This window comes from Proteus sp. NMG38-2 (assembly GCF_020640995.1).
Taxonomy (GTDB): domain Bacteria; phylum Pseudomonadota; class Gammaproteobacteria; order Enterobacterales; family Enterobacteriaceae; genus Proteus.
The window spans coordinates 1,371,436-1,388,566 of the sequence record NZ_CP085481.1 but is presented as its reverse complement, the minus strand read 5'-3'; the positions used below and the strand labels follow the sequence as shown (position 1 = coordinate 1,388,566).

Here is a 17,131-nt window from a genome sequence, read left to right as displayed (position 1 = left end):
TTTCTTATGGATAAAACTAAACAAAATGAATTGGTTCGATGGCTGAAACAGCAAAGTGCTCCAGCCCGTCGATGGCTACGGCTATCAATGATCCTAGGTGTTGTAAGCGGTTTATTAATTATTGCTCAAGCATGGTTATTAGCTGTTTTACTTCAAGCATTTATCATGGATAGTATTAACCGTGATACGCATATACCTACTTTTCTCACTCTTATTGGTATTTTTATCTTACGTGCAGTAGTAATGGCTATACGAGAGCGTGTTGGTTATCGCTGTGGTATGGCAGTTAGGCAACAAATTCGTAAAATTGTCCTTGATAGACTTGAAGAATTAGGCCCTGTTTGGGTTAAAGGCAAACCAGCAGGAAGCTGGGCAACAATTATTCTAGAACAAATTGAAGATATGCAAGATTATTATGCACGTTATCTTCCACAGATGTATCTTTCTGCTATTGTGCCTATTCTTATCCTTATCACCCTATTTCCTGTTAACTGGGTTGCGGGGTTAATTTTATTCTTTACTGCCCCACTGATCCCGCTATTTATGGCATTAGTTGGCTTAGGTGCAGCAGATGCTAACCGTAGAAACTTTCTCGCTTTAGGTCGTTTAAGTGGTAATTTTCTCGATAGATTAAGAGGATTAGACACATTACGGCTATTTAACCGTGGTAATGCCGAAGTAAAACAAATTACTGAAGCAACAGAAGACTTCCGTAAACGCACGATGGAAGTGCTAAGAATGGCGTTCCTGTCTTCTGGCGTATTGGAATTTTTTACCGCTGTTTCTATTGCTGTTGTTGCTGTTTATTTCGGTTTTTCTTACTTAGGTGAACTTAATTTTGGTAGTTATGGTTTGGGTGTTACCCTCTTTTCAGGTTTCTTAGCGCTAATCCTTGCTCCTGAATTTTTTCAACCTTTACGAGATTTAGGTACTTATTATCATGCAAAAGCGCAAGCCGTGGGCGCAGCAGAGTCTCTGGTTGAGTTTTTAGAGGCTGATGGCGAAAAACCACAATTAGCAGGTAATGAGCGTATCAATGCAAACGAAAGTATTGAAATAACGGCACATGAACTAGAGGTTTTATCACATCAAGGCGTAAAATTAGCAGGCCCATTAAGTTTTACAATTAATCCTCAGCAACGTATTGCGATTGTAGGCCAAAGTGGCGCAGGAAAAAGCTCATTATTAAATGCCCTTTTAGGTTTTTTACCTTATCGTGGTTCATTAAAAGTTAATGGTATTGAATTAACTCAGCTTTCACCTGAAGCATGGCGTCAATGTTTAAGTTGGGTGGGACAAAATCCAAATTTACCTGAACAAACTTTACTTGATAATGTACGTTTAAGCGCTCCAAATGCCAGTTCAGAACAAATTAATCTGGCTATTGAAAAAGCCTATGTCAGCGATTTTATTAACGATTTACCTGATGGGTTAGATACAGTAATTGGCGATAGTGCTGCTCGTCTTTCTGTTGGTCAAGCACAACGAATTGCCGTAGCCCGCGCTCTATTATCCCCTTGCCAATTATTATTACTAGATGAACCAGCAGCAAGCCTTGATTCCCATAGCGAACAACGTGTGATGCATGCACTCAATAATGCATCATTAAATCAAACTACGTTGCTTGTCACTCATTTATTGGAAGAAACATTAGGTTACGATCAGATTTGGGTAATGGAAAAAGGTCAAATTATCGAAACGGGCACTTATGCGTTATTAAGCCAGCAACAAGGGGCTTTTGCTCGTCTTCTTGCTCATCGTAAAGAGGAACTTTAATTATGAAAGTATTGCTTCCTTTTCTCGCACTCTATCGTCGCCACTGGTTTATGTTATTGCTAGGTATTATTCTTGCTATCTTAACTTTATTGGCGAGCATTGGCCTTTTAACACTATCAGGTTGGTTTTTAGCAGGTACTTCTCTAGCTGGTTTTGCGGGGATTTATAGCTTTAACTATATGCTACCTGCTGCAGGTGTTCGTGGTGCAGCGATATTTCGTACTGCGGGCCGTTATTTTGAAAGACTCGTTAGTCATGATGCAACATTTCGCGTGTTATCACACTTACGGGTATTCACCTTTGAAAAAATATTGCCTCTTTCTCCTGGTGGAATTGCACGTTTTCGTCAAGGTGAGTTACTTAACCGCTTAGTAGCTGATGTTGAAACATTAGATCACCTTTATATTCGTGTTATCTCACCTATTATTGCCGCTTTTGTCGTCATTATGATGATTATGTTTGGCCTTGGGTTAATTGATGCTCGCTTAGCTAATACATTAGGTGGCATTATGCTCACCTTGCTGATTGTTTTACCTTTTGTGTTCTATTATGCAGGTAAACCTATCGGCCGAGATCTGACTGATTTACGTGGACAATATCGCACTGTACTCACTAGCATGTTACAAGGGCAAGCAGAACTAACTGTTTTTGGTGCGCTACCTCGTTTTAGAGCAAATTTAGCGCAACTTGAAGCCAAGTGGTTACACCGACAAGCACAACAAGCAAACTTAACAGGGTTATCGCAATCATTGATGATCCTCGCCTCAGGGCTGACTGCAACCTTAATTCTATGGTTGGCGGCGGATGGGATAGACCATAGCTTTATGCCTGAAGCCCTAATTGCTTTATTCACATTCTGTGCATTGGCAGCATTTGAGTCTTTAGCCCCTGTTACTGTTGCATTCCAACATTTAGGACAAGTGATGACATCTGCAACACGTATTTCTCATTTAATTGAGCAAAAACCAGATGTCACTTTCCCTGAAAAAGGAGAAGAAAGAAAAAAGAGTGCTTCACTTACCCTACATAATGTGTGCTTTACTTATCCAGCTCAACCGATGCAAGTTATTAATCATGTAGATTTAACGATTGAAGCAGGACAACACATTGCATTGTTAGGAAAAACAGGTTGTGGTAAATCAACACTATTGCAATTAATCAACCGCGCTTTTGATCCAACTCACGGCACAATCTGCTTAAATAATTCATCTATTGCCGATTATGATGAAACGACTTTGCGTTCAATGATGTCTGTTGTTCCTCAGCGTGTTCATGTCTTTAGTCATACCCTAAGAGAAAACTTAGTTATGGCAAAAGAAGAGGCAACAGATGAAGAGCTAGTCTATGCACTTCAACAAGTTGGCCTTGGGCACATTTTGGAAAATGATGAAGGATTAAACGCATGGATGGGCGATGGTGGTAGACAGCTCTCAGGGGGCGAACAGCGACGTTTAGGACTGGCAAGAGCCCTACTCCACAATGCACCTCTTGTATTGCTTGATGAGCCAACAGAGGGCCTTGACGCCGATACAGAACAGCAGATCCTAGCTCTCTTACATCAGCATTGTCAGGGCAAAACTGTATTAATGATCACTCACCGACTTCACGGTTTAGATAAAATGGATAAAATTTGCGTTATGGATGGCGGAAAAATCGTTGAAACAGGCACTCATGCTTCGTTGTTAAAACAACAAGGGCATTATGCTAAATTTCACCAAAGACAGGCACTATTAACTCCGACTCACGAGGCATAATATGCCGTTGTTTCAATTAAACGATAGTGATTTGGATTTTCCAGAGCCTCATTTAGCATTAAAAGAGCCTAATGGATTATTAGCAATAGGGGGAGAAATCTCCCCTTCTCGATTACGTGTTGCATATCAATCAGGTATCTTCCCTTGGTACTTCCCCTACGAAGAACCATTATGGTGGTCACCTGATCCAAGAGCTGTATTACCTGCTGGTGATTTACATATTGGGCGTAGTTTGCGTAAATTTATTCGTCATCATCCGTATAAAATAACCTTAAATCACGCCTTTGCTGCAGTGATAGAGGCCTGTTCTATTCGTGATGAAGGCACCTGGATAGGCCCTGATATTAAAGAGGGTTATGACGCGCTGTATCATCAAGGTGAAGCACATTCTGTTGAAGTATGGGAAGGCGATGAACTCGTAGGTGGATTATACGGGGTCAATATCGGTGCGGTTTTTTGTGGTGAATCGATGTTTAGTCGCAGAGATAACGCTTCTAAATGTGCCTTTATTGCTTTTTATAACCATTTTCTTCGTTATGGGGGTCAACTATTTGATTGTCAGGTGCTAAACTCTCATACTGCCTCGTTAGGTGCCAGTGAGATCTCGCGTGACCATTATTTAAATGCATTATCGCGCTGGAAAAAAGTGATTATTGATAAAAAGTGTTGGTATCAGCAATCGTTGGAATTATAATCACTGCTTGTTTTTGTAAAGCCCTTCTTATTTAAGACAGAATTAAGAATGCCATTCTGTTATTTATGCAAAAAGGTTTATACAAAAATTTTATCTTACACACCCATTATGTGGTTAGGGTGTGTTGCTATTTTATTGTTATAAATACCACAAAATAAAGAATTACGACTTCTGTTATTACTTTTGCTCTAGCTTAGTAAAACGCAAGTCACGGTAAGGATGTTAAGTGCAATAGCAAGGTGAACACCATTGCTATCCGATAACATTCCTTTACATAGGACAATATTTTCGGCATTATCTTGCCGTTTGAAAAATATGGTTATTAAAACTTAGAGGATTAGATGGCCAAAGAAGACAACATTGAAATGCAAGGCACTGTACTGGATACTCTGCCAAACACGATGTTCCGCGTAGAATTAGAAAACGGACACGTCGTTACCGCTCATATCTCAGGAAAAATGCGTAAAAACTATATTCGTATCCTGACAGGCGACAAGGTTACCGTTGAGCTGACCCCATATGACCTGAGCAAAGGCCGTATCATCTTCCGTAGCCGTTGATCCCAATCTGTTCTCACCCGTTATTGTTATATAACGGGTGAAAAAAAAACACCACAGGCAAGGCATTTATTGATGCTCACCTGTGGTGTATGCTTTTATGGCTTAGTAAGTTAACCGCTATCCTTAGATAACGGTATCTTCGTTCTTAGCCAGCTTTTCTTGACTGACAAACTCGTAGCTTAACTTACCTGCTAGTTTATCTAATATGACAGAAACTGAACCACCATTAACAAGAGATCCAAATAAAATTTCGTTAGCTAATGGTTTTTTCAGATTTTCTTGGATCACACGCGCCATCGGTCTTGCGCCCATCGCTTTATCATAGCCTTTATCACACAACCATTGGCGTGCTTCTTGACTAACTTCTAGCGATACCCCTTTATCATCTAGCTGTACTTGTAGCTCAACAATAAATTTATCCACTACCATAGAGATAATTTCAGGTGATAACGCATTAAACCAAATAATGTTATCTAAACGGTTACGGAATTCAGGTGAGAACGCTTTTTTAATTTCCGCCATAGCATCGGTGCTATTATCTTGCTCTGTAAATCCAATCGACTTACGCTGCGTTTCACGCACACCCGCATTAGTCGTCATTACTAAAATAACATTACGGAAATCGGCTTTGCGGCCATTGTTATCTGTTAATGTGCCGTTATCCATGACTTGTAGCAGAATATTGAACACATCTGGATGTGCTTTTTCAATTTCATCAAGCAATACAACAGAATACGGATTTTTGATTACTGCATCGGTTAATAATCCGCCTTGATCAAAACCAACATAACCAGGAGGCGCACCAATTAAACGGCTAACAGTATGTCGTTCCATATATTCAGACATATCAAAGCGCAGTAATTTAACATTCAACGCTTTCGCTAATTGTACAGTAACTTCTGTTTTACCTACCCCAGTTGGGCCAGCAAATAAGAATGAACCTACTGGTTTGTTATCTTGGCCTAAGCCTGCTCGACTCATTTTAATGGCTTCAGATAATGCATGAATTGCAGGATCTTGACCAAATACCAACATTTTTAATTGGTTATCGAGATTTTTCAGTATCGATTTATCACTACTAGATACCGTTTTTTCAGGGATACGTGCAATTTTAGCAACTACTGATTCAATATCAGAAACATTGATCGTTTTTTTGCGTTTACTTGGTGCAATTAAACGTGTTTTTGCACCCGCTTCATCAATAACATCAATGGCTTTATCTGGTAGATGTCTATCTGTAATGTATTTAACGGATAAATCCACCGCGGCCTGAATCGCTTTATTGGTATAACGTACATCGTGGTGCGCTTCATATTTCTGACGCAACCCTTTGATGATTAAAACGGTTTCATCAGCTGAAGGTTCTGTTATATCAATTTTTTGGAAACGACGCGCAAGCGCTCTGTCTTTTTCAAAAATATTACTAAATTCTTGATAAGTCGTAGAACCTATAACTCGAATTCGCCCACCTGATAACAGAGGTTTGATTAAGTTTGCCGCATCTACCTGCCCACCTGATGCAGCACCTGCACCAATAATGGTGTGGATCTCATCAATAAATAAGATGCTTTTCTCATCTTTTTCAAGGGTTTTAAGTAACGCTTTAAAACGTTTTTCGAAATCACCACGATATTTCGTTCCCGCTAATAGCGAACCAATATCTAGTGAGTAAATAGTGTAGCCTTTCATAACGTCAGGAACATCATCTTGCTCAATACGCCATGCAAGCCCTTCTGCAATTGCCGTTTTACCGACGCCTGATTCACCTACTAATAATGGGTTATTTTTGCGACGACGACATAATACTTGAATGGTTCGTTCTAATTCAGCTTGACGCCCAATCAAAGGATCTATTTTACCTTGGCGTGCTAACTGATTAAGGTTAGTTGTAAAATTATCCATATGATCGTCACCTTGAGGCATCTCTTGCTGAGATTGTGCGTTCATATCATTCATGTCAGAAAGATCTTCGTTTTGTTGATCTTCTTTTGAAATACCATGAGAAATAAAATTCACAACATCAAGGCGACTAACGTCATGTTTACGTAATAAGTAAGCTGCGTGAGATTCTTGTTCACTAAAAATAGCCACCAGCACATTAGCGCCAGAGACTTCATTTTTGCCTGATGATTGAACATGAAAAACAGCACGCTGTAATACACGCTGAAAACTCAGCGTTGGTTGTGTTTCTCTGTCTACATTTTCAGGCAAAATAGGGGTTGTTTTACGAATAAAGACTTCAAGTTCTTCGCGTAAGACTGCCAGATCGACTTTACAAGCTTCCAATGCTTCGCGTGCCGATTTATTACTTAATAGCGCCAACAACAGGTGCTCTACAGTCATAAATTCGTGTCTGTTATCACGGGCTTTCGCGAATGCAACATTAAGACTCAGCTCTAATTCGTGATTAAGCATAAGCACCTCCTCCTTAAAAGACTAACCGGATCATGCTTGTTCAAGAGTACATAAAAGTGGGTATTCGTTTTCTCTTGCATACAGATTAACTTGTGCCACTTTCGTTTCAGCAATATCCGCACTATAAACCCCACAAACTCCTTTCCCTTTATGATGAACGTCCAGCATAATTTGTGTTGCTTTTTCCTCACTGAGAAAAAAATACATCGTAAGCACTTCTACAACAAAATCCATGGGGGTGTAATCATCATTATTCAAGATCACCTTATACATTGCTGGTGGCTCATTTACCTGATGAACATCATCCCTTAACGTGGTTTCTGTTAAAAAATCAAACTGACCCATTGTTTTGCATTACTCATAGTTTTGTTAAACGTCACTTTCAATTATGACATTTAGTTTACCATCTCACAGGAAAGTCTGCCTATCAACGCTTTTTTATTCCCTCTTTTTACATCCAAAAAATAACAAAGCGTTAGCTACATCAAAATTTCACCTTATTGAAACACTTTCTGTCCCTTCCACCTCTTGACGACTGAAACAATAAAATAGAGTATGTTTTATGAACAGCTCAGTAAATATACTGAAAGTGATGTTAAACAAATAAATACAAGTATATGAGAGAAGCTAAGTATGGAGACAGGTACAGTAAAGTGGTTCAATAACGCTAAGGGCTTTGGTTTTATTACCCCAGAAAAAGGTGGCGAGGATATTTTTGCCCACTATTCAACAATTAGAATGGAAGGCTACCGCACACTTAAAGCGGGGCAGAAAGTTAATTATAGCACGATAAAAGGGCCTAAAGGTGACCATGCTGACCTTATCATTCCTATCATTGAATAGAAGATACGCACAGTATAGATAAACCTGATAATACCTTTTACCCAATGAAGTCGGGTATTTTCAGTCAGAAAGATACCTTATTCATTCAAATAAAAGCCCTTAATATACTTAAGGGCCTTTATCTTATTGTTTGAATTATTCTCTGGCTAATGCATCAATGGGATTCATTTTTGCAGCACTCCTTGCCGGTAAAAATCCGAAAATAACCCCAATAGCAGTTGAACAAATGAAAGCACTGATTAATGCAATAGGTTGGAATACAAAATGCCAATCCGGTAACATTACGCTTGCAATCATTGCAATACTAAACGAAAGAGCAATTCCTAACACACCCCCTACTAAACAAACCAGAACAGATTCAATGAGAAATTGTTGCATCACGTCACTCGCCCTCGCACCAACCGCCATTCTAATACCAATTTCTCGCGTTCTTTCAGTCACAGAAACCAGCATAATATTCATAACACCAATGCCACCAACCACTAATGAAATAACTGCGACAAGTGTAAGAAATAATTGCATTGTTTGCGTGGTGCTCTCAGCCGCTTTAATAAAACTATCAAGGTTATAAGTGAAAATATCTTTTTTACCATGTCTGATAGTAAGCAAACGGATCATTTGTTGCTCAGCTACACTGGCATCATAACCGTCTATTGCTCTTACCGTAATGCTGTCAAGATATGAGCGATTTAAAATACGACTATTTAACGTACTATAAGGCACCCAAACACGTAATGACTGCCCATTACCAAAAGCTGATTTTTTATCTGCAATAACTCCGACAATCGTAGAAGGAATATTGCGAATAATAATTTGCTCACCAATCACATCTTTCTTAGTTGGGAAAAATCGATGACGAGTATTTTCGTCAATTACAACAACCTGAGCTTGTCGTTGGATCATATCTTGGGTAAATGAGTGACCTTGCGAAAACTTCATGGCATATACAATAAAATAATCTTCACTCACACCCGCAACCGAGGCTGGAGAATCTTGGTTTCCACGGCGTAATCGCGTGCTAAATTGCACTTGTGGTGTGACCGCTTGCACATAAGATTGCTGTTTTAAAGCAAAAACATCTTGTAGCGTTAATGATTGTCTGTCTTCAGGGGAATCACTACCGAAATCTTTCCCTGGATAAATATCGATGGTATTCGAACCAATGGCTTTTATATCAGAAAGCACCATACTTTTTGCAGCATCACCAATGACAATAATCGTCACGACAGAAGCAATTCCTATAATAATGCCGAGCATTGTCAATAATGTACGTACTTTATTGACAACCATGGCACGCCAAGCCATTTCTAGCGCTTGAGTAAAGCGCCCTACAATTTGTCCCAAATAAGAGGAAGTTAAAACAGGTGTCGTTTCTTTTTTAACTTTATGTGTCGTTGTTTGATGACGGTTATCACTAATAATCTTACCGTCTTTTATTTCGATAATTCGCTCGGCTTGTTCTGCAATTAAAGGGTCATGCGTTACGATAATAACTGTATGCCCTTGTTCATTTAATTGCTTCAAAATAGCCATTACTTCTTTACCAGAATGACTGTCTAATGCACCAGTTGGCTCATCAGCAAGAATAACCTCACCACCATTCATCAACGCTCGCGCAATACTTACACGTTGTTGCTGGCCACCAGAAAGTTGATTAGGTCGATAATCAACACGCTCGCCTAATCCTAAACGAGTTAATAATTCACGTGCCCTTTCTTTACGTTGAGTGGCATTTTTATCTGCATAGATGGCTGGAATTTCAACATTCTGCTCTGCACTTAAGTGTGCCATTAAATGATAACGTTGAAAAATAAACCCAAAGTGTTCGCGACGTAATGCAGCAAGTTGATCACCTTCCATTTGTGCAACACTTTGACCTGCAACTTTATATTCACCGCTACTTGGCTTATCCAAACATCCTAAGATATTCATTAAGGTCGATTTACCAGAGCCGGACGCTCCCATAATCGCGACCATTTCACCCGCATTAATCGTTAATGAGACTTTATTGAGAACAACGGTTTCTTCTTCACCATTGCTATATACGCGACTAACCTCATTGAGTTCTAATAATGCCGGCATTATGCATCTCCTGAAGTTTCACCCAGAATAACCTCATCGTTCTCTTTTAATCCGCTGAGGACTTCAGCATAAACATCAGTACGCATACCTATTTTTACTGTGCGTTTTTCTGGCTGACCATCAACTAAAACATCAACATAATATTCATTAATACCCGCATCTTCACCTAAGACAGAAAGCGGTACGAGGAGTACATCTTTCTTATTTTCGATAAGAATTTTAACTTGCGCGGTCATTTGTAAACGTAGTAAATGTTGTTCATTAGGCACTTCGAAACGGGCATAGTAAAAAATAGCATCATTAATTTTTTCAGGCGTTGGCAGAATATCTTTTAACTTGCCACTAAAAGCTTTATCTGGCGCGCCTAGCACTGTAAAAGAAGCATTAAGATCAGGTTTTAAATAAATCACATCTGCTTCAGATACTTCCGCCTTTACTAGCATCGTATCTAAATCTGCTAAAGTTAAAATCGTTGGTGCTTCTTGTGCCGCAATGACGGTTTGACCTTCTAGAGTTTTAATAAACGTCACAATGCCATCCATAGGCGCAGTGATACGTGTATATTGAAGGTTAGTTTTTGCTGTATCTAAGGTCGCTTGATTCTTTTTAATCTGCGCTTCATAGGTGATAATACGTGCTTTTTTAACATCAACATCAGTTTTAGTACGATCAAGCTCATCTTGTGCAATGGCATGTGTACCAATCAGCTTTAACTGACGTTGATATGTAAGTTGCGCTAAACGTAATTCGGCCTGAGCCTGTTGAAGATTTGCTCTAAGCTCATTGTTGGTTTCTTGAGATTCAGTGACTTCGTTTTGCGCTTTTTTAGGATCAATAATCGCTAACAAATCTCCCTTTTTAACCGCATCGCCTTCTTTCACAAACAAAGTTTGTAATTGGCCACTGACTTGCGCACCTACATCAACTTTACGCACAGCATCAAGTTTACCCGTTGCTGTCACTTCTTTTGACAGCTCACCTCGCGTAATGATTTGTGTTTGATATGACGGTACATTTTCTTTCGGCCAAAAAAAATAGGCAACAATAGCAACCGCTGACTAGTCCTGATATAGGTTGACAACTTTTCAGGCATAAAACGCTCGATGTACTTCATCGGGCGTTTTATAGTTTAACGATAAGTGTGGCCGTTTTTCATTATAGAGTTGAATTGATTCTTCTACTAATTTTCTTGCTTGTTCTAGATTACTCGGTTTTATCAGTAGATACTCCATTTTTAATATTCCATTAATTCGTTCTGCTAAGGCATTTTGATAACAATCATACCCATCAGTCATAGAACATTGAATATTATGCTCTTTATGTATCTCCTGATATTCCGAAGAACAATACTGTATCCCTCGATCTGAATGATGGATTAACGAAGTTGTCGAAGTCCGTTTTTTTAACGCCTGAACCAACGATTTCTTCACTGAACTTGTTTTCATATTGTTATCTAAATGATATCCCACGATTTTTCGTGAATACGCATCCGTAATTAAACTTAAATAAGTATCACCTTCATGCGTCGATAAATAGGTAATATCTGCCACCCAAAGCTGTTCTGGTTGTGTGGGGATAAACCCTGACTTAATTAAATTAGGATGCCGATGAAAACGATGATGGCTTAAGGTTGTTCGATGATAAGCCCGTTTATTAGGCACCAGTAACTGATGTTCTTTCAATAAAGAAAATAGCCGATCACGACCAATAACCATCTGTTTTTGCTTTAAAATAAAATGTAATTTACGCCCACCCAGTCGAGGTTGTAAGACTCGTTCAGATTTAACAACATCAATAATGGCCGAATCTGCTTTCTTTCGTTCCTCAGTTCTATCCAGCCTCTTGTAATAAGCCTGTCGGCTGATCTGCATAAAACGGCAAGCAATTGTTACGGTGAGGTTTTTAACCGTTTTTTCTTTAATAACTCGGCTTTGCGCTTTTTTGACAAACGAACTCCAAAGTCTCTATCCATGACTTTAACCACAGCTTCGAAAAAATCGGATTTAAGCCGAGCTTCTTCAAGTTCCTTTTCAAGGATCTTAATGCGTTGTTCCGGCGTTTGTTGTTTAGAAGATTGGGTCATAGCTGAACCTCTATAAAAAGTATCAGGGGTACCGTTTGACCAATCTAACCTACCATGCTTACGAAGCCAAACTAAAACAGTAGAGCATCCTTGTATACCATAGTGATCTTGGGCTTGTTTATAGGTTATTTCGCCTTTTTCAACTTGGTCAACAAGCTGTAATTTAAAAGCGAGAGAATAATCGCGTTGAGTCCGTTTAGTGATTGGTTTCATTACATTCTCCAATTTCAGATTGGAAAAGTGTCAACCTTATTTAGGACGGGTCACGCAATTAAAATAAGGGTGAGCACTTTCCCGCGCTTTTTTAAAGATAAAAAAGCCATACAATATCCTTCCTAAACATAACAATTTAATAAACCATAAGAAACTTTAGCGATGATATTCATCTTCATCGCTAAATAGAATTTACATTGATCCCGTGCGTTTATCTTTCTTGCTATAACGGCCTAATTTGCTTTGCCTCTAGCAAGCCATGCAACACGAGAAAACATACTTTTCAGTATGGAGGGGATGGAGTCTACTCCTCGTTGAGCAGCATTGTTAGCTACCGTTAGTGCGAGATCTGGTTTTGATGAGCGTTGGATAGCTTTAATAATCACACGTCGAGTTGGCCATTTTTCATTATCAGGTACACCTGCAACATCATGATACACATTGCGAAAGCCTTCTTTGTATAAAAAATGTTCCATATCTAAGGCGGGGAGTTTTGTTAATCTATCACGCTCCGCATCATTGCTTTTTGATGCAAAATCTTTAACGGTTGCGGCATATTTCTTACCCGCTTCATCACCATCCACTAAGGTATGCCATTCTATTCCCATATACGTTGCATACTTTAATAATGGCTTAAGTCCACATTGTGCAAATTCAATAACTTTTATTCCTTCGGCTTCAAAGAAATAATTACATTGTCTTGCCAACTCGTTCATTAACCAAATTTCTGTTTCACCTTCAACTAATAACCAGCAACGAGCAAAAAGTGCAGACGGCCTGTTATAACGAATATGAAATGAAATACGTCGTTCTTCATCTGAATGTAATTGCTGATTACCAACACGATAAGCAGCTACTTTGTCAGTATCACGTACTAAACGACACACACTTTCTAATGGTGCTAATGAAAGTAACTCACCTGAATTAGTCGTTGTTATACGTTGTAGTGAAAAAAGATTAAGTAATCCCCAAGCCACCGAAAGCATAATAGGATGTAAACGTGTTTCAGGGTTTTCTACAATAACGATAGGCCTTGCATAAGGATCTAATGCAACGCTACCTCGAGACTGTAATATAGAGGAGAACATTCCTAGGATAATTAATCGAATGCTTCGTTGATTCGGTTTTGCCAACACCTTATTAATATTTTCTAATGCGTGCCAGCCACGTACATGAGGCTCATTGACTTTACGATGACGAGCATGTGATTTAAACAACAATGAACCATGATCAGCAAAATAGTGCCCTAGTAGCTGTTGCATGGCATCTAGCCCTTCACGTAAATCCTCATCTGACAACTCGTCTGGATTTTTAACTAATGCCTTGGTTAACTCACTCATTTTATTATTAAACGCTTCTCGATGAGGGTTATTATGAGGATCGATAACGTCAGAGGTAAGATCACGAACAAAACGCGCATCTTGCAAGCGAAGAACAGGATAAAGCCTAACAATCTCTGCAATAATTTCTTGAGTTTGTCCATTAGGTAAGCGAATTTGCTTTCCTTCTTTATCCAGAAAATAGCGGAATGTTTTTACATTTTTTTGTTCATCTAATTCAGCACTGATGCGGTAATAGATATGTTTTAGTTCATCACCATTTGCAACCCATACAGGCGCTATTTTGTGAAAACGATAAGAACGATGTCGTCCAGGGCGTGATTCAGTAAATGTCAGAATAATTTGTAGCGTTTTTTTACTATTTTCTTCCGGCTCATTCGGCAGACGATGGAAATCATCAGGTGTAAATGCATATTGATAGGTTTCAATACCCAAGCTGAGTGTTAACGCATCAAGTAATGAGCTTTTACCCCACGCATTTTCACCCACTAAGACTGTATTCATATCAAGAGGTAATGAAAGACGATTAAGTCCACGGAATCCAACTATTTCCACTCTTTCTAAATACATAAATTCCCTCGTTAGTTACGACTAAGCTATGTTTTTTATTCTTCCTATCTTAATTTTATGCTTAATCTGCCAATAATCTCACTTAATGAATATTTTCATTAAATCACAGTTAAAGAGTGTCGTAATAAAATTTACTCAACTATTCGATATATACCCAAATCGTTCGCTTTTCAAACAATTAAAGCCACTTATCGGTAAACATGTTAGGCTCATGGCTTCAATAAAAATTTTAGATTTATCTTAGCTTCTGTATCCACAACAACATAAGTAAATGTTATAATGCAGACAACGTTATTAGTTTATTTTATAATTTGAGTGCGCTCAGTAAGGAATAGAAATGTTATCAGGGTTATTGATTATCCTACTTCCGCTTTTTGTAGGGTATTTGATTAAATTAAACAATCGCCCATTACTTCATCTGGCAAATCGCCTACTTAGTGCGATGGTTTACGTTATCCTATTTCTAATGGGCGTCAGTTTAGCCATGTTAGATAATATTGGTGAAAATTTAGTCTCTATTCTTGCTTATGCCAGCGTTTTCTTTTTATGTACCTTTGGGGCAAATTTACTATTTTTATGGCTATTGGATAAAAAAGATCCTTGGCATGTCCCTGCACATAAGCAATCTAAGCCACCATCACGCATAAAAATGGTACTTGAATCGCTGCAATTATGCGGTGTGGTTGTTGTCGGTTTTTTTGTAGGCTTAACGGGTTGGTCAATTTTTCATTATGCATCTCATGCCAGCCAAGGTGCGCTTATCTTCTTGCTGTGGCTAGTAGGATTACAATTGCGTAATAGCGGAATGAGCCCAAAGCAAATTTTAATTAACCGCAGAGGAACAACCGTTGCTGTCGTCATGGGGGTGAGTGCGCTTGCAGGTGGTGCTTTAGCTGCTTATTTACTAGGATTACCGATGAAAATGGGATTAGCCATTGCATCTGGATATGGTTGGTACTCTTTATCTGGGATTGTACTTACCGATGCATTTGGCCCTGTTATTGGTAGTACTGCGTTTTTCAATGACTTAATGCGTGAATTAGCGGCAATTATGCTTATTCCTATCATTGTTAATCGTTATAGAAACACGGCATTAGGGATTTGTGGTTCAACTTCCATGGACTTTACGTTACCTGTTTTACAAAGAAGTGGTGGTGTTGCCATTGTGCCTGCAGCCATTGTGCACGGATTCGTGTTAAGTTTAATCACTCCAATATTAATGGCTTTCTTTACTTCATAGAAAAATCAGTAACAATAGAACAATAACGTTCTCTTTTTACAGTGGATTAACAATGAATCAACAGCGTGTATTAGTACTTGGTGCAAGTGGCCATATTGGTCAAAATCTTATTCCAGCTCTGATAAAACAAGGTCATCAAGTCACTGCGGGAGCGCGCAGAGTTGACTGGATGATGTCTCAAGGTTGGGAAAATACACGCTGTATTTTTGTGGATTTACACAATCCAGAAACCTTAAACAAAATCATGCATGATACTGATATTGTGTACTATCTTGTTCACAGCATGGGCGATGCACATAATTTAGTTGAGCAAGAGCGTAAAGCGGCAATTAATGTTGTGGAAGCATTAGAAGGCACAGAAGTTAAACAAATTATTTTTTTAAGTGCCTTACAACATGAAGATCAGCAATATTCACCTCATCTCATTGCCCGAAAACTCACGGGTGAGGTATTAAGAACAAGCGCGATCCCTGTAACTGAAATTCGTACCTCAATGATTGTCGGCCCTGGCTCTGCCGCCTTTGAAATTATGCGTGATATGGTTTATAACCTCCCTATTCTTACGCCTCCGCGCTGGGTTCGTTCAAAATCGTCCCCTATTGCCTTAAAAAACTTAATTCACTATTTAACAGAAATTATCCATCATCCCACACATCAACATCGTATTTTTGATGCTGGTGGCCCCGAATATATTAGCTATCAGACCCTTTTTGAGCGCTTTATTAAAATCTCAGGTAAAAAACGAGTGCTGATCCCGCTACCTATGCCGGGCAGTCTTATTTCTGCGGGCTTTATCAGTATGATAACGTCTGTGCCAACCTCTATTGCCAAAGAGCTGATCCAAGGGCTTAAATATGATCTTCCTGCCAACGATGAGCCATTACGTAAACTTATTCCTCAATCCCTAATTAAATTTGATGATGCAGTAAAAGAAACACTCGCTGATGAAGAAGCGGCTTTAGATAACCAAGATTGGGGTTACTCTCCTGCTGTTCGTAATCGCTGGAAACCGGGTTATGGTTATTACCCTAAAAATGCAGGTTGTACAGTATCTACACCGGCAAGCGCGGCATCCCTTTGGCATACTGTGCAACAAATCGGTGGAGAACAAGGCTATTTTTATGGTAATGCGCTATGGAAAACCCGCGCCATTATGGATGATATGGTCGGAAATAAAGTGACTTACGGACGCCCTTCTAGAGAAACATTAGAACTTGGCGATATGATTGATGGTTGGCGAGTGATCAAACTAGAGCCAGAAAAACAACTAACCTTATTATTTGGAATGAAAGCTCCCGGTTTAGGTCGCCTTTCTTTTACTATCCATGATAGTGGTAATCTTCGTTCAATCGATGTTCGTGCTTGGTGGCACCCTGCCGGTTTTAGTGGATTACTTTATTGGTTTGCGATGATGCCTGCGCATTTATTTATTTTCAAAGGCATGGCTAAAACCATAAGTAATAACGCTTATGAACTGGATAAAAATTCACCTAAGAGTGAAAAAAAATAGCTGAATTACCCATTTTTACGTAAAAAAACCACTTTATTATGCAGTTTTAGT

13 protein-coding genes are annotated in these 17,131 nt (G+C 39.1%); 7 read left to right on the top strand and 6 right to left on the bottom strand.

The window, feature by feature from the left end; genetic code table 11:
• Nucleotides 1-6 precede the first annotated feature (6 nt).
• From cydD to infA, 4 genes are all read left to right on the top strand, one after another.
• Nucleotides 7-1,776: a heme ABC transporter permease/ATP-binding protein CydD gene (cydD, locus tag LG402_RS06495; RefSeq protein ID WP_227336639.1), complete on the top strand. Its 1,770-nt coding sequence runs from the start codon at nt 7-9 to the stop codon at nt 1,774-1,776.
• Between the two features lie 2 nt (nt 1,777-1,778).
• Entirely contained in the window at nt 1,779-3,530 is a 1,752-nt protein-coding gene (cydC, locus tag LG402_RS06490) for a heme ABC transporter ATP-binding protein/permease CydC (RefSeq protein WP_227336638.1), read from the top strand.
• A gap of 1 nt (nt 3,531) precedes the next feature.
• Nucleotides 3,532-4,224, top strand: a complete 693-nt coding sequence (gene aat, locus LG402_RS06485; protein WP_227336637.1) for a leucyl/phenylalanyl-tRNA--protein transferase — start codon at nt 3,532-3,534, stop codon at nt 4,222-4,224.
• A gap of 341 nt (nt 4,225-4,565) precedes the next feature.
• Nucleotides 4,566-4,784: a translation initiation factor IF-1 gene (infA, locus tag LG402_RS06480; protein WP_004244560.1), complete on the top strand. Its 219-nt coding sequence runs from the start codon at nt 4,566-4,568 to the stop codon at nt 4,782-4,784.
• Nucleotides 4,785-4,907: 123 nt separating this feature from the next.
• On the opposite strand, the gene clpA is transcribed toward infA, so the two are convergent.
• Both clpA and clpS read right to left on the bottom strand, forming a co-directional pair.
• Nucleotides 4,908-7,199: an ATP-dependent Clp protease ATP-binding subunit ClpA gene (gene clpA, locus LG402_RS06475; RefSeq protein WP_166539652.1), complete on the bottom strand. Its 2,292-nt coding sequence runs from the start codon at nt 7,197-7,199 to the stop codon at nt 4,908-4,910.
• Nucleotides 7,200-7,229: 30 nt separating this feature from the next.
• On the bottom strand, nt 7,230-7,544 hold the full coding sequence (gene clpS, locus LG402_RS06470) for an ATP-dependent Clp protease adapter ClpS (RefSeq protein WP_036938154.1): 315 nt from the start codon (nt 7,542-7,544) through the stop codon (nt 7,230-7,232).
• Nucleotides 7,545-7,832: 288 nt separating this feature from the next.
• Here clpS and cspD point away from each other — a divergent pair, with 288 nt between their 5' ends.
• Nucleotides 7,833-8,042: a cold shock domain-containing protein CspD gene (gene cspD, locus LG402_RS06465; RefSeq protein WP_072062820.1), complete on the top strand. Its 210-nt coding sequence runs from the start codon at nt 7,833-7,835 to the stop codon at nt 8,040-8,042.
• Between the two features lie 135 nt (nt 8,043-8,177).
• Here the strand turns inward: cspD and macB are convergent, their stop codons facing one another.
• From macB to LG402_RS06445, 4 genes are all read right to left on the bottom strand, one after another.
• Nucleotides 8,178-10,124, bottom strand: a complete 1,947-nt coding sequence (macB, locus tag LG402_RS06460) for a macrolide ABC transporter ATP-binding protein/permease MacB (RefSeq protein ID WP_227336636.1) — start codon at nt 10,122-10,124, stop codon at nt 8,178-8,180.
• Nucleotides 10,124-11,170, bottom strand: coding sequence for a macrolide transporter subunit MacA (gene macA / locus LG402_RS06455; protein ID WP_227336944.1), 1,047 nt, complete (start codon nt 11,168-11,170; stop codon nt 10,124-10,126). Before macA ends, macB begins: the two co-directional genes overlap by 1 nt.
• A 39-nt stretch (nt 11,171-11,209) precedes the next feature.
• A protein-coding gene (locus LG402_RS06450; protein ID WP_227335837.1) for an IS3 family transposase occupies nt 11,210-12,420 on the bottom strand; the annotation gives its coding sequence in 2 pieces (ribosomal slippage) (nt 11,210-12,078 and nt 12,078-12,420; 1,212 coding nt in all).
• A 233-nt stretch (nt 12,421-12,653) separates the two neighbouring features.
• Nucleotides 12,654-14,330, bottom strand: coding sequence for an ATP-dependent nuclease (locus tag LG402_RS06445; protein WP_166539655.1), 1,677 nt, complete (start codon nt 14,328-14,330; stop codon nt 12,654-12,656).
• A gap of 337 nt (nt 14,331-14,667) precedes the next feature.
• Between LG402_RS06445 and LG402_RS06440 the strand changes: the two genes are divergently transcribed.
• Entirely contained in the window at nt 14,668-15,570 is a 903-nt protein-coding gene (locus tag LG402_RS06440) for a lysine exporter LysO family protein (protein WP_072062825.1), read from the top strand.
• A 52-nt stretch (nt 15,571-15,622) separates the two neighbouring features.
• Entirely contained in the window at nt 15,623-17,080 is a 1,458-nt protein-coding gene (locus LG402_RS06435; RefSeq protein WP_166539656.1) for a DUF2867 domain-containing protein, read from the top strand.
• Nucleotides 17,081-17,131 lie beyond the last annotated feature (51 nt).